We start from the raw sequence: 13,993 nt of genomic DNA, 5'->3' as shown, positions 1-13,993 counted from the left end.
AGTTACAGCCACCACCACTCGTGCAGAGCGGGTTCCAGAGCTAGAGGCGATCGCCCACCAGGTTCACGTCGTGCGGGGCCATGATCGGGAAGGCCTTGCCCAGATCCTAGCCGATCAACAAACCCTCGTGCTAACCCTAGGCGCAGCGCGGGCCGATGCCTATGCTGACACCTATTTGGGTACCGCCCAGGTGCTCGCCGATCTGCTGCCCAGCTTGCCCCAGCTCACCCAAGTGATCTACACCGGCAGCTACGCGGTCTATGGCGATCGCCAGGGAGCCTGGGTAGATGAAACCACAGCGATCGCCCCCAGTACCGACAATGGCAAGATTCTGGCCGACACCGAACGGATTCTGCTCTCCACCGCCACAGACCAGCGCCGAGTCTGCATCTTTCGCCTAGGCGGCATCTACGGCCCTGGTCGATCCCTGGTGAGAATTTTTCAGCGAGCAGCGGGCACCACCCGACCCGGCACGGGCGAAGACGCCAGCAACTGGATTCACCTAGACGACATTGTGGGAGCGATCGCCTTGGCTCAGGAGCAGGGTCTCCAAGGTATCTACAATCTCGTGCAGGATTCACCCACCACCGTCAAGCACCTGATTGACCTCGTCTGTCAGTGTCACCAACTGCCCCCCGTCACCTGGGATGCCAGCCAACCCAGCACCCGTCCCTACAATGCTCGGGTGTCTAATCAAAAACTGAAAGATGCTGGCTACAGCTTTCAGCACGCCACATTGGAGGCAGGGCTGGTCTTGTAGGTATCTAGACCGGCGTTTGGGTAATGGGAGCGCAGCCACTGGATCAAAGCAGCCCAGTAGCGATCTGCCAGACAACATAATGTATTTCGCCTTCGCCATAGTCAACGGACACCTCGGCCCAACCATTGCGCCAAAGGTGTTTACTCAAGATTACCGAACCTCCCCCGCCGCCGACTATCGGCATCTCTTTACCAATCGCGAGCTAGACATTCTGCACCTGCTGCGGCAAGGCCATACGAATTGGGAGATTGCTGGCGCTCATCGATGAGTCAGCCCCTCTTTAGTAAGGACAAGGAGAAGAGCGAACCATGAAAATCTTATCCATCCCCCTAGCCCTAGGAATAAGCAGCCTGTGCCTATTCAGTGTCACCCAGGCCCCTGCCAGTGCATTGCGATTACGAGATTGTTCGGGACTAACTTGGGAGGCTCAGTTTAGCAATTGTACGGTGGTGGACTTTCATGCGACCCCACCGGATATCGAAGCCTTTGAGGTGAGCTTAAGGCAGTCATTATCCGTAGCGATCGCTCAACATAGGACTGACTTTGCGATCGCCCATGCACCGCCACGCCGGGCGGGTTTACTCGCGTTGAAATACGAGGTAGACCGCCCCTCGATCGGGCCATCAACGAGTGTTCAGGTGAGTCAAGTACCGTAAGCATAGCGATGGGCACATCAGCCACGCCCATGCGTCACCACATCCAGCGATCGATAGCTAGGAGCTTCCCCTGCTCCAACTCGGTGAACCGATTAGCAGGATGTTTGTGCTTAACAGTGGGCGATAAGCTAAATCAGGTGCTCAGTCACTATTCATTTCCTCACAATTGGAGTAAATCAATGGCGTCTAATCACGATCAATCAAACGATCCATTACCAGTATCAAGTTCCCGCCAGTGGGGCATGGTTGTCCGCCATTTCCTCATCGGGGTCTTTCTGAGTGGGGTGCCCATCCTAGCAGGTCTGTGGCTGTCGGTAGACATGACCGATGGAAACTGGGCTGCAGTGGGGACAGTCAGGTGGGGGGGAGCGATCGCCGTCCCCTTAGTTGTTGGTGTATTGTCAGCCCTGTGGGGTCGCCAATTTGTGCAGCGGCTGTCCAATGCGATCGAAACGATGAACCTGCCATTTTGAGCGATCGCGCTTGGCAGACTCAGGTCACCATTCAAGAACCAAGCGTCAAAAGCAAAACAGAACGTTTCAGTTTCCTGAAAAGAGGTCAACTCATCAAGACTAGCGGCGGCACCCGAATCGCAACAGCAAGCGACAAGAGCAAGAAGGCACGTGAAGAACGTTGAAGCGATCGCTACCCTCCACACGTTAAACGCCACCAAGCCCTAAGTTGCAGTAGCAGGGTCTCCAAGGCATCTATAACCTCGTGCAGGATTCATCCACCACCGGCAAGCAGTTGATTGACCTCGTTTGTCAGCGTCACCAACTGCCCCCCGTCACCTAGGATGCCAAGCAACCCAGCACCCGTTCCTACAATGCCCAGGTATCAAACCTGAAGGATGCTGGCTACAGCTTTCAGCACACCACATTGGAGGCAGGGCTAGTCTTGTAGGTATCTAAACGATCGGCATTTGGGTAATGGGAGCGCAGCCACTGGATCAGAGCAGCCCGGTAGCGATCGCCCCCTACTTCCGCCACATTATTGTGGTTTGCTCCTGGGATCCAGACTAGTTCCGCTGGCGCTGCCGTCGCGTCATAAAGCACAGCACTGAGATCCGAGGGCACCACTGGATCCGCCGTCCCGTGGATATAGATCACCGGCGACTGGAGCGATCGCACCTTGGTGAGGGAATCAAAGCGTTGGGTCAAGATCCAATCGATGGGAAACAGGCGATCGTAGACCGTGGCGCGGGTAACCATCTCCCGCATGGAGGTAAAGGAACTTTCGATTACCAAACCACCAGCATCGGGATGGCGAGCGGCTAGTTCAATGGCGATCGCGCCGCCTAGGGAATGACCATAGAGCACCATATGCTCCGGTGCAATCTGGCGCTGGTCGGTGAGGTAATGCCAAGCGCGATCGGCATCTTCATACACCCGCTGCTCACTGGGAAACCCACCCGAACTTTCACCATAGCCTCGGTAGTCGATCATGAACACCGAAAGACCCAGGGCATGGAACCGCGCCGCCGCCTCGACATTAGCCCCCATATTGATGCCATTACCGTGAAGGTAGAGCACCGTGGGAGCTTGGGGGCGATCGCTCGGCATCCACCAACCCTGCACCCATTCCCGCCCCTGGGCATAGGGCAACTGGATTACATCGTAAGCCAGACCTAGCTCAGCCGGCGTGCGAGTCACCGTCGGGGATGGATGAAAAATCAATCGGCGCTGGTAGGCAAACAGTAGCAGCATCAAGGCTCCATATAGCCCAGCTACCCCAACAGCACCACCACCCACTAACGGCAGTAGGCTTAGGAGATCAAGCATGGCAATCGACCCGATAAACATCTGGATACAGGATACCCGCGATCGCCCCTAAGCAACCGTATCCAAAGATGGACGACGTTTATGCCAATCCGTGGCCTGCTCATAGGCATAGGCAACCTGAAGCAGCGATGCTTCTTGCAGAACATTGCCAATCAACTGCAAACCAATGGGCAACCCTTGGGCATCCCAACCGCAGGGTAGGCTGAGGGCCGGCAGCCCCGCCAGGTTCACTGGAATGGTCATCAAGTCCGAGAGATACATGCTGATGGGATCGTCTACCTTTTCCCCAGCTTTGAAGGCGGTTGTCGGTGCTGTGGGGCAGACCAACACGTCCACCTGGTCAAACGCCCGCTCAAAGTCTTGCTTAATGAGAGTACGCACCTTCTGAGCCTTGAGGTAGTAGGCGTCGTAATAGCCAGCAGACAGGGCATAGGTGCCGATCATGATCCGCCGCTTCACCTCGGGGCCAAAGCCCTCCGCCCGCGTTTTGGCATACATCGAGATCAGGTTATCGCCTTCATCACTCCGAAACCCGTACTTCACCCCGTCGTAGCGAGCCAGGTTGGCCGACGCTTCCGACGGCGCAATGATGTAGTAGGTCGGCAGGCCATAGCGGAACTTAGGACAGGAAATTTCAACAATCTCCGCCCCCATGGCCTGCAGTTGCTGCACCGCCGCATGCACCGCCTCAGCCACCACTGGATCTAGACCTTCACCAAAGGTTTCTTGGATAATGCCAACCCTGGTACCGGGCTTCAGCTCTGGGGTTAAACCCGCCGTATAGCTAGGAACGTCGACCTTCAGACTGGTCGCATCTTGGGGATCATAGCCAGCGATCGCTTCCAGCAAAATCGCCGCATCTTCCACCGTGCGCCCGAAGGGGCCAATCTGATCCAGCGAGGACGCATAGGCCACCAGCCCATAGCGAGACACCCGCCCATAGGTAGGCTTCATGCCCACCACACCGCAGAAAGAAGCAGGCTGACGAATAGAGCCACCGGTATCCGACCCAAGGGACACCACACATTCACCCGCCGCCACCGCCGCTGCCGAACCGCCGGAGGAGCCGCCAGGCACCCGCTCCAGATCCCAAGGATTGGCCGTCAATTGATAGGCCGAGTTTTCCGTTGAGCTACCCATGGCAAACTCATCCATGTTGGTTTTACCCATCATGATCGCTCCCGCCGCCGCTAGCTTTTGGGTCACCGTAGACTCGTAGGGCGGCACAAACTCCTGCAGAATCCGCGAGCCACAGGTGGTGGGAATCCCCTGGGTACAGAGATTATCTTTGATGCCAATGGGAATACCCGCCAAAAGCCCTAGGGTTTCCCCGGCAGCCAGTTGGCTATCGACCTGCTTGGCTCGATCTAAGGCTAGCTCAGCGGTGATGTGCAAAAAGCTGTGCAGATGGGGCTCTAGAGCCGTGATCCGATCCAGGGACTCCTGGGTAATCTCAACGGCCGATCGCTCCTTACGGATGAGTTGATGGTGCAACTCGCGGATGAATGACATGAACTAACCTCGCGAAGCAGATAATGGAATACTCTAACGCTATCCTCCGTCGGCCTGGTACAGGCTCATGGGTAGCAAGCCAAGCAGAGGGCGATCGCCCCAGTTCAGGACAATCCTAGCGATATGGACAGAAAAACCGTCATAGCCTTTCGTTCAGCCATGATGAATGAACTAGCAGACCGTTCCCTAGCTTATCAATCCCAGGTGTACTCTGTCTGATATTCCCTCAACTGGACAGCAATTCCCAGGATGAACCGTTCATCCAAGTTGGTTGAGAACCATATCAAGAGCTTCGTTAGTACGGTCCATGCTTACGTTCAGGATGGGGCGAATGGAACAGGCCGCTAGTCAACATGAGCCTCACTGCTTAACTGGATGTGAGATACGACCAAAACTGGGGACGCAGCGTTTGTCGTTTGGTGTTGGTAGCGCAATGAACATTGCCATGATTGGCTTGATAGGGTCTGTCGTCTACAAACTCAACCCGAATTCTAGCTTGAGCTAAACGCTGGCGAATCACCCGTTGAATATAGTCTTCGCCATTCACCAGCGGCGCGTGGGGATCGCCGAGAATCAATGTGCCGTTGACAAACACCGAGTTCACTGAATTCGACCAGAGCGTAGAGGCATTGCGCAGCCCCGTAAACACCACAGGCAGGCGAATAATCCGATCCTCATTAATCTTTAGGTCTTGCCTCACCATACGGATAATGCGATCGAGCACAGAGCGCTGCATCCGTGAGCTGATCGAACTATAGGTTTCTAGGGCTTCATTCACTGTCATGGGCGGTTCCCCAATCCATTCCTCCCCTGCCCCCTGGGATCGCAAGTCCTGCAGTAGTTTAATCCCGTCTTCCATATCATGAACCAGCACATAGGGCTGACCCTCGGGAGATGGAACAAAGCTAATCAGTTCGTCCACATGCTTAATAAGCAGCCAAGAGGTATCCAACCACAGGGGCGTTTGCACCCCCTGACGCCTCAGGAAATCTACAATCATGGGGTGCATCTCAACCCCGGTTTTGGTGTTGCGCCCATAGTACGATCGCCCCAGAGGAAAGTCCTTAATTGGCGGTGTCACCTCTAGATTGCCAAACCAGTCGGCCAGCTCATCCGCCACATTCAGATTGCGCGGCTCACCCACGGTAATATAGCCGACATCGGGGGCCAGCAAGGTTTTGGGATATTGCTCATCGTCTCGATTGGCGCGTAATACCACATGCATCCCTGAATGCCCTGGTATTTCCTGGTAGCCAATTTCCATCATGTCTTGCGTCCACATGTCCTGCCAGTTGTCGCTTTCATACTCATGCAGAGTCACGCCCAATCGCGGCAGGATGCGGTCTAGCTGCGATCGCATTTGGTCATTGTCGTAGTAGCCCACGCCGATGTAGAGATCCGTGGTGCGAGCAGAATTGGGCAGCATCAACCAGGGAGCCACCCGCAAGGCGATCGCATCGGTAGCGATCGCTCGTCGTTTTTCATCCTGCAGGCGCACGGTCAACCGCGTTAACCCAGGCCAATTGGTTTGGGCAAATTGCTTCGCCTCAATCCCCAGCGTTAGCACTATGGGATCATTTCCCTGAGAGGTTCTAGATGGAACCGTCAAAGGCACTGGACGACTGAGATCAAGGAACTGCCACTGATCATCAACTCGCTGAAATAGGTTGATGGCCAGACGCGATTCCATATTCACATCAACCCACAACTCTGAGGAGGATAGTTGCCCAGGCGTGAGGGTAATGGTGGCGATCGCTAGATCCTGTTCATCCGCTGGGCCATTCACCACCGTATCCGCTGCATCAGCGATGCCGTTGCCGTCATCATCATCCACATTGGCCAGGATCAACATCCCAGACTCCCAAGTCCACAGATGACGATCGCGTAAATCATCCCTAGACAGTCTGCCATCCCGATTGGTATCGCCCGCCACCACCAAGGGAGGATCTGGGCGCGCAAGACGAGCACTCAACGGACTCCAAACACAGGTATGCAGCAACACGAGCAGTAGTGCCAACATACCGCCCAGACAAGCCATGCGTATCCAGGGTCTTCGCCTTCGTCGTCGTCGCCGCATCTCAATCCTTATATCCAGACGTTAGCATCGCCAAGCCAGCTCTTCATACTAGCCTGCCGTACTTACCGCAATCCATGGCAGGCTAAGCTAAACGGCGCTTCTCAGTATGAACATCTTGCCCAATCTTGTCGAGAACAGTGTCAATAGCTTTGGTGGCAAAGCTGATTCTTTCAGTCAAAACTTGGCAACTTGGACAAGCTGCTAGTTGACATCTTCCTCGCCGCAAGCAGACGAGAATTCCTAAGACTCACGACTTAGGATAAACGGAGATTTGGAGCATTGCCACTACATCTAGTGATCTCTAAGGGATAATGGCATAGATAACACCCTATCGTCCTCTCCTGATTGGCCTATCTCAAAACCCTTCATCCACGGGCTCATCCCAGCCCACAGAACAATGCCCATAGCCCTTAATGTGCATACAACAGGTCAAGGATTTCCGATCCTATGTCTCCACGGCCACCCTGGCTCTAGCCGCTGCATGGAGGTGTTTACGCAACCTCTATCACAGCAGTTTCAGATGATTGCACCCGATCTGCGAGGCTATGGAGGCAGTCCAGCTCACCAGGCCTTTACCATGCAGGATCATCTGGCTGACCTTCATCAATTACTTGATCAGCTCAACATCGATCGCTATATCGCCTTGGGCTGGTCACTGGGGGGCATTTTAGCAATGGAACTAGCACTATCTCAGGGCGATCGCTTGGCTGGACTCATCTTGGTGGCCACAGCAGCCCATCCTCGCAGCAATCATCCGCCAGTAGGCTGGATGGAGGTAGCCAATACAGGAATTGCCTCAATTGTGAACCGACTCGTTCCTGGCTGGCAGTGGAACATTGACACCTTTGGGCGGCGATCGCTCTACCAATATCTCATTCAGCGGCATACGCCCAGCACCTACCAATACCTTGCCGATGCCGCCCTCAGTGCCTATCTACAAACCTCACGCCACGCGACTGCTGCCCTCAACCAAGCGATTCGCTCGGGCTACAATCGCACAGCAGATCTGTCATCTATTTCATGCCCTGCCTTAGTTCTAGCCGGAGAATGCGATCGCCACATCATGGCTAGCGCCAGCGCTGAAACAGCCCAGCAGCTACAGCAAGGGCAATTTCAGCAATACCCAAACACGGCTCACCTCTTTCCTTGGGAAGTTCCGCAGCAAGTGATCACCGATATCCAAGCCTGGCTGGCCGATATCCAGCTTCATCCTGAAGACCTTCCTAGCAATTCAATCACCGACGATACCTTGTGAAGGAAGCATCTAGTGATCTACCGTTAAAATGCACCAAGGCTCCACCAAGAATCGCTTATGCCAAAGCGATCGCAGTGCAGCAGGCTTTTTTTATCGTCGTCAATCTGAGCAAGCACCCTTAGCTGATCTCAAAGCATAGGTTGTGAGATGCGCCAACGATCCTCCAATCACTGTCAATACCGGAGCGATCGCTAGCGCCAATGTTCTCCCACTCAACCAGCCTTCAATCCAGCAAGAACTCTAGCTGCTAAAGATAGGCAAGCCTCCAACTTGCAAAGCAGCATCATCTTCATCTGCACCCTCATAAAGAGTGAGATCTTTGGGATCTGGCTTACAACGCTTAATCGTCACTCGAATATTGGTCGCACCTTCTTGCCGCAAATCTGCAACATAGCCAGCCTTCGCTGACTCGGCTTCACTCGAACTTGCAAATGGGCCAAAGTAGTAGGTGCAGCGCGGGTTATCGGTAATAACCTCAGCCCACCAAGCTTGCCCCAGAAATTCCAGCATACTTAACCAAATATCACTCATAAGCCCTACAGCGCCCCGTTAAGCATTCTTGCGTAAGTTTGAGTCAAAAAGTTTATCCACCTTAAAGAAGGTTCAAGCTTCGTTATACTCCGTTGCTCTTTTTTTGTAAAGCATTCATATGCACCGTATTATTCCATCGCTGCCGATAGATCTCATACAGCGCCATTCCTGCCGCAACCGACGCATTTAAGCTGGGAGTCCGTCCCTGCAGCGGCACAGACACAAGTGCATCACAATGGCGTTGAGTTAACACGCTTAAACCTTCCCCTTCTCCGCCAATCACCAGTACCGTTGCACTATCAAAGGTCACCGTGTGAATGGGTTTATCAGCGGCATTGGCGGCAGTTCCATAGATCCAAAACCCTGCCTGCTTCAATTCTTCCAAGGCTTGGCTAAGGTTGACAACCCTTGCAACTGGAAGAGTTTCTAAAGCTCCAGCCGCTACCTTCATCACGGTGGACGTGATCCCCACCGATCGCCGCTGGGGGATCACGATCCCTTGGGCACCCAGAGCCTCTGCAGTCCGAGCGATCGCTCCTAAGTTATGGGGATCAGTCACACCGTCAATGGCAATCAGGACAGGCTTTTCAGCTTTTGACTTAGCCATCGTAATTAGCTCTTCTAAGTCTAAATACTGGTAGGGTGTGACCTGGGCCGCGACCCCTTGATGGTTGGCATGGCGAGTGAGGTGACTAATGCGCTGAGGGGTGACTTCATCAATGACGGTTCCCTGACGTTTAGCCTCTTGGAGCAGGGTATAAAAGCGGGGATCGTAACGTAACTTAGCAGTAATCCAGATGCGGTTGAGGCTGCGCTCGCTTTCTAGGGCAGACACAACACTATGCCGTCCATAGATGAGGTCAGATTGTGGATCATCGTCGGATAAGATATCGCTGGGATCATCAACGGGCGGCAAGGATTCTAAGGGTCGGCGAGACGGCGTGGCTTCAGCTCGGAAACGTGGGGGGCGATCGCGCCCTGATTTTTTCAGCCGTGGCCGAGGCGCATCATCGGCGATCGGTGCTTCTTGGCCAACCCGACGCTTGTAGGGCTTAGCGTCTGAAGCAGGATCAACCCGACGCTTGTAGGATGGGTTCGCATCTGATTCAATCCGACGCTTGTAGGGCTTAGCATCCGACGAAGGATCAACCCGACGCTTACGCTGAATGGGCTGATCTGTTGAAGAGGATGGAGCACTAGGACGGGCTTTGCCCTTATAAGGACGGCCAGATGATGGACGACTAGCCCGATCATAGGGGCGATCGCTAGATGATCTTGAACGATTAGGTTTAGGAGCCATAGAACGCTTTCTCGCAAATACGGTGGGTGTAGGGACTTAGATGTAGAGAGTTAAACAAGAGAGTTAAAAGGAGTGTGAGCCAAGAATGGCCTCTCGATTCATCGCCACTCAGCAACGATGGATGCAAGACAGCCATCCTCTCAACACCCAATACAGTAGACGTCAGAGCCTGATGCCCAATCACGTTCTAGATAGGCAGCGATCGCATTCACTAGGAGTCATCTACACTTTGAAGCAAGGCATTGTTTAGGGGCGATAAACGACCGCTTACGTGGCAGCGCCGGGGGATCAGCGGTTATCTAACAACAGCAATCAAACTTTGATATCCTCAGCCATCTGCATGACGGATAACGGGAGTCGACATGGTCTTACAGCAGCATCTCAAATGTTGAGGGTACGAGACTCTAAATTTATGAAGAAGCACTTGCTGACAGCACCTCCGGCTTGAGAATATCCAGCAACTGCTGCAACCTTTGGGGATCCGTCAAATGCAAATATCCCACTAACGCTTCTAATCCTGTTGATTGTTGATACGTGCTTTGGTCATGGCGCGATGGGCGATTGGATGCAGCGTTACGGCCCCGTCGAACCATTTCCTTCTCATGCTCTGTAAGAAAAGGTTGCAACACATCAAGATAACTCGCCTGTTGCTCTGCCCGAACCTGAGCCACCACAAGCTGATGGTACAACCGAGGACGCTTGGGGGGAAATAGGTATAACTGCCTTACATACAACTCATAGACAGCATCACCTATGTAAGCCAAGGCTGCTGGGGAAAGGCGCTGAACTTGCTCACTAGACCAGGTCAACGATGGGTCAGCCCCCATGAACACTCAGTATCATCATATCAAGTTCAACACAACTATAAATTAACAAGAAAGCGGTAGAGCACCACCACTGTAGACGATGGCTCCACTTAAGTTTTTGCCCCGACATCGCCCCACGCCTCCATGGTCATCAATGCCCATGCTCCAGATCTTCAGCTTGACTCGCATCATCTACGATGCAACCAACAGATCCTTCAACTCAAGCATTCTAGAGTGACCTAGGCTAGAGCGGAATCGTGGGGCAGATGATAGAGTTCTTTAGCTATCTCCAGCCCAATTAGGGTAGGACAATCAGGGACTAGTCTGCCGGCTTGTTGACATTCTCGATCGCGACATCCACCGACGGCTGCAGCGCCAAGAACTTTTCTAGCCGCACAAGCTTGACCGTTTGCGTCACGCGGGGGTTAGTCACAATTTGCATACTGCCCCCAGCCGTTTGCACCTTTTTAACAAGCTGAACAAGTGCCCCCAAGCCAGAGCTGTCTACAAAGTCAATCTGGGACAAATCTAGGATGAGGTTTTTGGGATCTTCATCGGCGTAGGCGCTGAACACTTTGCGGAAAGTCGGTTCAGAAAAGGCATCAAGCAAGCCAGCCAGCCGAAATAGCTGATAGCTGCTTTTAACCTCTCTAGTGCCTCGCAAACTGACAGTTAGCGTGAGTGTTTCCGGAATGGCGGCCTCCTTATCATTTAACTCAATCAATAATCTGAGATGAACTTAATGCCACCGTGTACTCAGAGCATCGCTAAAGCTATAAAACCACATAGCTTCAGAATAATTCGAGGCTTTAGTATACGCTAGGATTTCATCCTGTGCAACCAGCTCAGAGAAGAAGCAGCAACTCTCATTTTGACCAGTAGCTTGCCCAAGCTGCCGAATCCTGAACGAAAGAATGAGCTTTTTCAACAAATCTATTGACACTGTTCTTAATAAGCTCATGCAAGATGTTCATACTGAGAATTGCTGGAGAAGAAGTCCTTACCACATCAGCAGGGGTTCATCCTGCCTCCATCCTAGTCTCCCTGAGGAAGTTCGTGCCATAACGGCGTTAGTTGGCGAAGGCTGGCGTGGGTGCCGTTGCCCAAAATTAAGTGATCTAACAGCGGCACACCCAAAAGTTGCCCTGCCTCTAGCAGTTGGCGTGTGAGATAGAGATCTTCAGGGCTGGGGTCTACGCTACCGGAGGGATGGTTGTGGGCCACAATCAAACGAGTTGCCCCTTGACGAATCACCTCTCGAAAGATTTCGCGAGGATGGGCCAGGGTTTCCGTAGCCGTGCCAATCGTAATCACCTGGGTACCAATCAGCCGATTTTTGACATCCAGCAACACAACGGCAAATCGTTCTTGGGATTGCCACATCAAGTCTGGGCTCAAAATTGAGGCGGCGATCGCTGGATCATCAACAATTGGGCGATCGCTGGGGCGAGAATGCAGCACCCGTTTACCCAGTTCAATGGCCGCCAAAATGGTGGTGGCTTTGGCAGGGCCAACACCTTGAATTTGCATCAGCTCCGAGGCGGTAATATCGCGCAGCACCGTCAGAGCATCCCGCTGATGTTCGCTCATTTTATGCAAAATATGCTGACCCAGCCCCACAGCAGACAGCTTACCCGGGCCTTGCCCCGTCCCCAACAAAATTGCAATCAGCTCTGCCGTAGACAGGCTTTTGGCTCCGTGGAGCATTAATCGTTCCCGAGGGCGTTCGCTACTCGGTAAATCGGTCACCCTGAGATGGTAGGTCATGACTGCACCCCATAGACGCGGCAAATGGCGATCGCCACCGCAAGTCACTCCCCAATGAGATCCTTGAGGATATCCTCAGTAATCCCAATCTCGCGTATCATGCAACACCAATAAAGAGGTAATTTAACACGGATATACCCAGGTTAACCACCATAGGCATTCACATGTCTACCCAAATCAGCAGATCTTGACGTAGGTTCGTCTTCTCTGCCCTCAAACCACTCGTATGCAGATAGGTATAATAAGCAGACTAATCATCCTTAGGGCCAATCACCATTTGCAGGACGGTTGGATCGCCTCCCGCTTCATGGTAGCGATCGGCCCAATTGCGAATGACTTCATCCAGCTCATCTAACGCCTTTTCAAGGCGATCGCTGGGAATGTCTAATTCTTCTAGAATGCGAACCACCTTGGGTTGGCGTTCGGCCCAGCCTCGCATGAGCCGGAAATAACGAGCGGTATCTTCCACCATGATGTAGGTGCGCTCTTCTTCATCAGCCGGAGAGTATGAGGCCCGGGTTAGCGCGTAGAAAGGGAGCCCCCAAGGAGAGTCCACCTTGGTGACAGTACCGGAGTAAATGAGGCGTCGTTTAATATGTTCTGCCAGCGCTTCGCTCAACGGCAAGCAGCGTTCTGACGGCAGGTTTTCCTGCGATCGCATGTGGAGAAACTCGATCACGTCCATAAACTGGAACGAATTGAGGAGCTGAGCATCAGGAATGACGTCGGGCAGCTTTTCTTCAATTTGACGTTTTTCGTCGGGGGTGAGGCTTGACCCTGAAATGCGGTGTTGGCCTGGAACCCATGGATATTGCTCTAGCCATACGTAGGGGAGTTGGATCAAATACCGAGGTTCTTGAGACCCCAGCATTTTCAGTAGCTTGCCCTCTGTTAAGGCTTGGCGCACCTCCTCAACAATGACCTTGACCCGCTTGGGCTCAATATGATGCAGATGACCGGTCATGCGGAGGTTTTGCCCCTGCTCAAGGTACGTCATATATATCGCACACTTGGCAGCCGTGGCCGCAGCATCTAAAAAGGCACCGTGCCGATGTCCGCTGGTGCGCATGGCACTGAACGCAAGGTACAGCATAATCTGATCCATTGCGCTGGGACTAAGGTGTTTGATCAGGTCAACATCATTGGTCATTGGATGGACGATCGCAGTAGCGTAGTAACAACAAAGAGTCAAGACACAAAAGCCTAGGGAAACACTCCATAGACCAGCAGGTTGGCAGATAGCCAGTATTTGGAGCTATCCACACCTACACCATGGCTTCCATGCTCAGCAGCATAGCCGATTCACACGATGCGCTAAGAGAGTGCACCCAGTGTATCGGCTAGCGCATGGAGTAGAGCGATTGTAGTTGGAAAGCAACCTACTCAGGGGGCACCCGTCGGATGGGGCGATGGACGCCAGCGGGACGGAAACGAAGCAAGCAACTGCTTTTTAGTTCAGCGATCGCGATGCTCTACCTTCAGGATTCCCGTTAATTCCTAGGTTTTAGCAGTGGGCTAGATCAAGCCTGATATCTGAAAATAGACATC

14 protein-coding genes are annotated in these 13,993 nt (G+C 53.2%); 5 read left to right on the top strand and 9 right to left on the bottom strand.

From position 1 onward, the window contains the following. The 4 genes from V6D20_06875 to V6D20_06860 all read left to right on the top strand — a co-directional run. The coding region (locus V6D20_06875; GenBank protein HEY9815508.1) for an NAD-dependent epimerase/dehydratase family protein at window positions 1-760 on the top strand (760 nt) is incomplete at its 5' end. Between the two features lie 79 nt (window positions 761-839). Beyond that, a complete protein-coding gene (locus V6D20_06870; protein HEY9815507.1) occupies window positions 840-1,028 on the top strand; it encodes a LuxR C-terminal-related transcriptional regulator in 189 nt (62 codons plus the stop codon). Window positions 1,029-1,068: 40 nt separating this feature from the next. Continuing rightward, window positions 1,069-1,416 carry a hypothetical protein gene (locus V6D20_06865; GenBank protein ID HEY9815506.1) on the top strand — a complete coding sequence of 116 codons (348 nt, stop codon included), beginning with the start codon at window positions 1,069-1,071 and terminating at the stop codon, window positions 1,414-1,416. A 179-nt stretch (window positions 1,417-1,595) separates the two neighbouring features. Beyond that, complete coding sequence (locus V6D20_06860; protein ID HEY9815505.1) at window positions 1,596-1,889, top strand: hypothetical protein; 294 nt, start codon at window positions 1,596-1,598, stop codon at window positions 1,887-1,889. A gap of 393 nt (window positions 1,890-2,282) precedes the next feature. Here the strand turns inward: V6D20_06860 and V6D20_06855 are convergent, their stop codons facing one another. The 3 genes from V6D20_06855 to V6D20_06845 all read right to left on the bottom strand — a co-directional run bounded on the left by V6D20_06855 (window position 2,283) and on the right by V6D20_06845 (window position 6,747). After that, window positions 2,283-3,197 carry an alpha/beta fold hydrolase gene (locus V6D20_06855; GenBank protein ID HEY9815504.1) on the bottom strand — a complete coding sequence of 305 codons (915 nt, stop codon included), beginning with the start codon at window positions 3,195-3,197 and terminating at the stop codon, window positions 2,283-2,285. Between the two features lie 48 nt (window positions 3,198-3,245). Beyond that, a complete protein-coding gene (gene gatA / locus V6D20_06850) occupies window positions 3,246-4,709 on the bottom strand; it encodes an Asp-tRNA(Asn)/Glu-tRNA(Gln) amidotransferase subunit GatA (protein ID HEY9815503.1) in 1,464 nt (487 codons plus the stop codon). Window positions 4,710-5,076: 367 nt separating this feature from the next. Further along, entirely contained in the window at window positions 5,077-6,747 is a 1,671-nt protein-coding gene (locus V6D20_06845) for a protein-arginine deiminase family protein (protein HEY9815502.1), read from the bottom strand. A 436-nt stretch (window positions 6,748-7,183) separates the two neighbouring features. Between V6D20_06845 and V6D20_06840 the strand changes: the two genes are divergently transcribed. Continuing rightward, entirely contained in the window at window positions 7,184-8,041 is an 858-nt protein-coding gene (locus V6D20_06840) for an alpha/beta hydrolase (GenBank protein HEY9815501.1), read from the top strand. Window positions 8,042-8,281: 240 nt separating this feature from the next. Here the strand turns inward: V6D20_06840 and V6D20_06835 are convergent, their stop codons facing one another. The 6 genes from V6D20_06835 to hetR form a co-directional block, all read right to left on the bottom strand. Continuing rightward, a complete protein-coding gene (locus tag V6D20_06835) occupies window positions 8,282-8,572 on the bottom strand; it encodes a DUF1816 domain-containing protein (GenBank protein HEY9815500.1) in 291 nt (96 codons plus the stop codon). Between the two features lie 82 nt (window positions 8,573-8,654). After that, window positions 8,655-9,872 carry a 23S rRNA (guanosine(2251)-2'-O)-methyltransferase RlmB gene (rlmB, locus tag V6D20_06830; GenBank protein ID HEY9815499.1) on the bottom strand — a complete coding sequence of 406 codons (1,218 nt, stop codon included), beginning with the start codon at window positions 9,870-9,872 and terminating at the stop codon, window positions 8,655-8,657. Window positions 9,873-10,282: 410 nt separating this feature from the next. Then, window positions 10,283-10,699, bottom strand: a complete 417-nt coding sequence (locus V6D20_06825; protein ID HEY9815498.1) for a ribonuclease III domain-containing protein — start codon at window positions 10,697-10,699, stop codon at window positions 10,283-10,285. A gap of 298 nt (window positions 10,700-10,997) precedes the next feature. Further along, a complete protein-coding gene (locus tag V6D20_06820; GenBank protein HEY9815497.1) occupies window positions 10,998-11,402 on the bottom strand; it encodes an STAS domain-containing protein in 405 nt (134 codons plus the stop codon). 311 nt (window positions 11,403-11,713) lie between these two features. Beyond that, the gene (radC, locus tag V6D20_06815) at window positions 11,714-12,445 is read right to left on the bottom strand and encodes a DNA repair protein RadC (GenBank protein HEY9815496.1); all 732 of its coding nucleotides are present in this window, start codon (window positions 12,443-12,445) and stop codon (window positions 11,714-11,716) included. A gap of 250 nt (window positions 12,446-12,695) precedes the next feature. After that, window positions 12,696-13,595, bottom strand: a complete 900-nt coding sequence (gene hetR, locus V6D20_06810) for a heterocyst differentiation master regulator HetR (GenBank protein HEY9815495.1) — start codon at window positions 13,593-13,595, stop codon at window positions 12,696-12,698. Between the last annotated feature and the right edge of the window lie 398 nt (window positions 13,596-13,993).

The organism is Candidatus Obscuribacterales bacterium, assembly GCA_036703605.1.
Lineage (GTDB): Bacteria > Cyanobacteriota > Cyanobacteriia > RECH01 > RECH01 > RECH01.
Note: the sequence above shows the minus strand (reverse complement) of the source record. Positions and strands in the feature narration are given on the sequence as shown.

Coding starts and splice junctions, on each gene's coding strand:
- V6D20_06870 (HEY9815507.1), top strand. CDS start 840: ATGTATTTCGCCTTCGCCATAGTCAACGGACACCTCGGCCCAACCATT.
- V6D20_06865 (HEY9815506.1), top strand. CDS start 1,069: ATGAAAATCTTATCCATCCCCCTAGCCCTAGGAATAAGCAGCCTGTGC.
- V6D20_06860 (HEY9815505.1), top strand. CDS start 1,596: ATGGCGTCTAATCACGATCAATCAAACGATCCATTACCAGTATCAAGT.
- V6D20_06855 (HEY9815504.1), bottom strand. CDS start 3,197: ATGCTTGATCTCCTAAGCCTACTGCCGTTAGTGGGTGGTGGTGCTGTT.
- gatA (HEY9815503.1), bottom strand. CDS start 4,709: ATGTCATTCATCCGCGAGTTGCACCATCAACTCATCCGTAAGGAGCGA.
- V6D20_06845 (HEY9815502.1), bottom strand. CDS start 6,747: ATGGCTTGTCTGGGCGGTATGTTGGCACTACTGCTCGTGTTGCTGCAT.
- V6D20_06840 (HEY9815501.1), top strand. CDS start 7,184: ATGCCCATAGCCCTTAATGTGCATACAACAGGTCAAGGATTTCCGATC.
- V6D20_06835 (HEY9815500.1), bottom strand. CDS start 8,572: ATGAGTGATATTTGGTTAAGTATGCTGGAATTTCTGGGGCAAGCTTGG.
- rlmB (HEY9815499.1), bottom strand. CDS start 9,872: ATGGCTCCTAAACCTAATCGTTCAAGATCATCTAGCGATCGCCCCTAT.
- V6D20_06825 (HEY9815498.1), bottom strand. CDS start 10,699: ATGGGGGCTGACCCATCGTTGACCTGGTCTAGTGAGCAAGTTCAGCGC.
- radC (HEY9815496.1), bottom strand. CDS start 12,445: ATGACCTACCATCTCAGGGTGACCGATTTACCGAGTAGCGAACGCCCT.
- hetR (HEY9815495.1), bottom strand. CDS start 13,595: ATGACCAATGATGTTGACCTGATCAAACACCTTAGTCCCAGCGCAATG.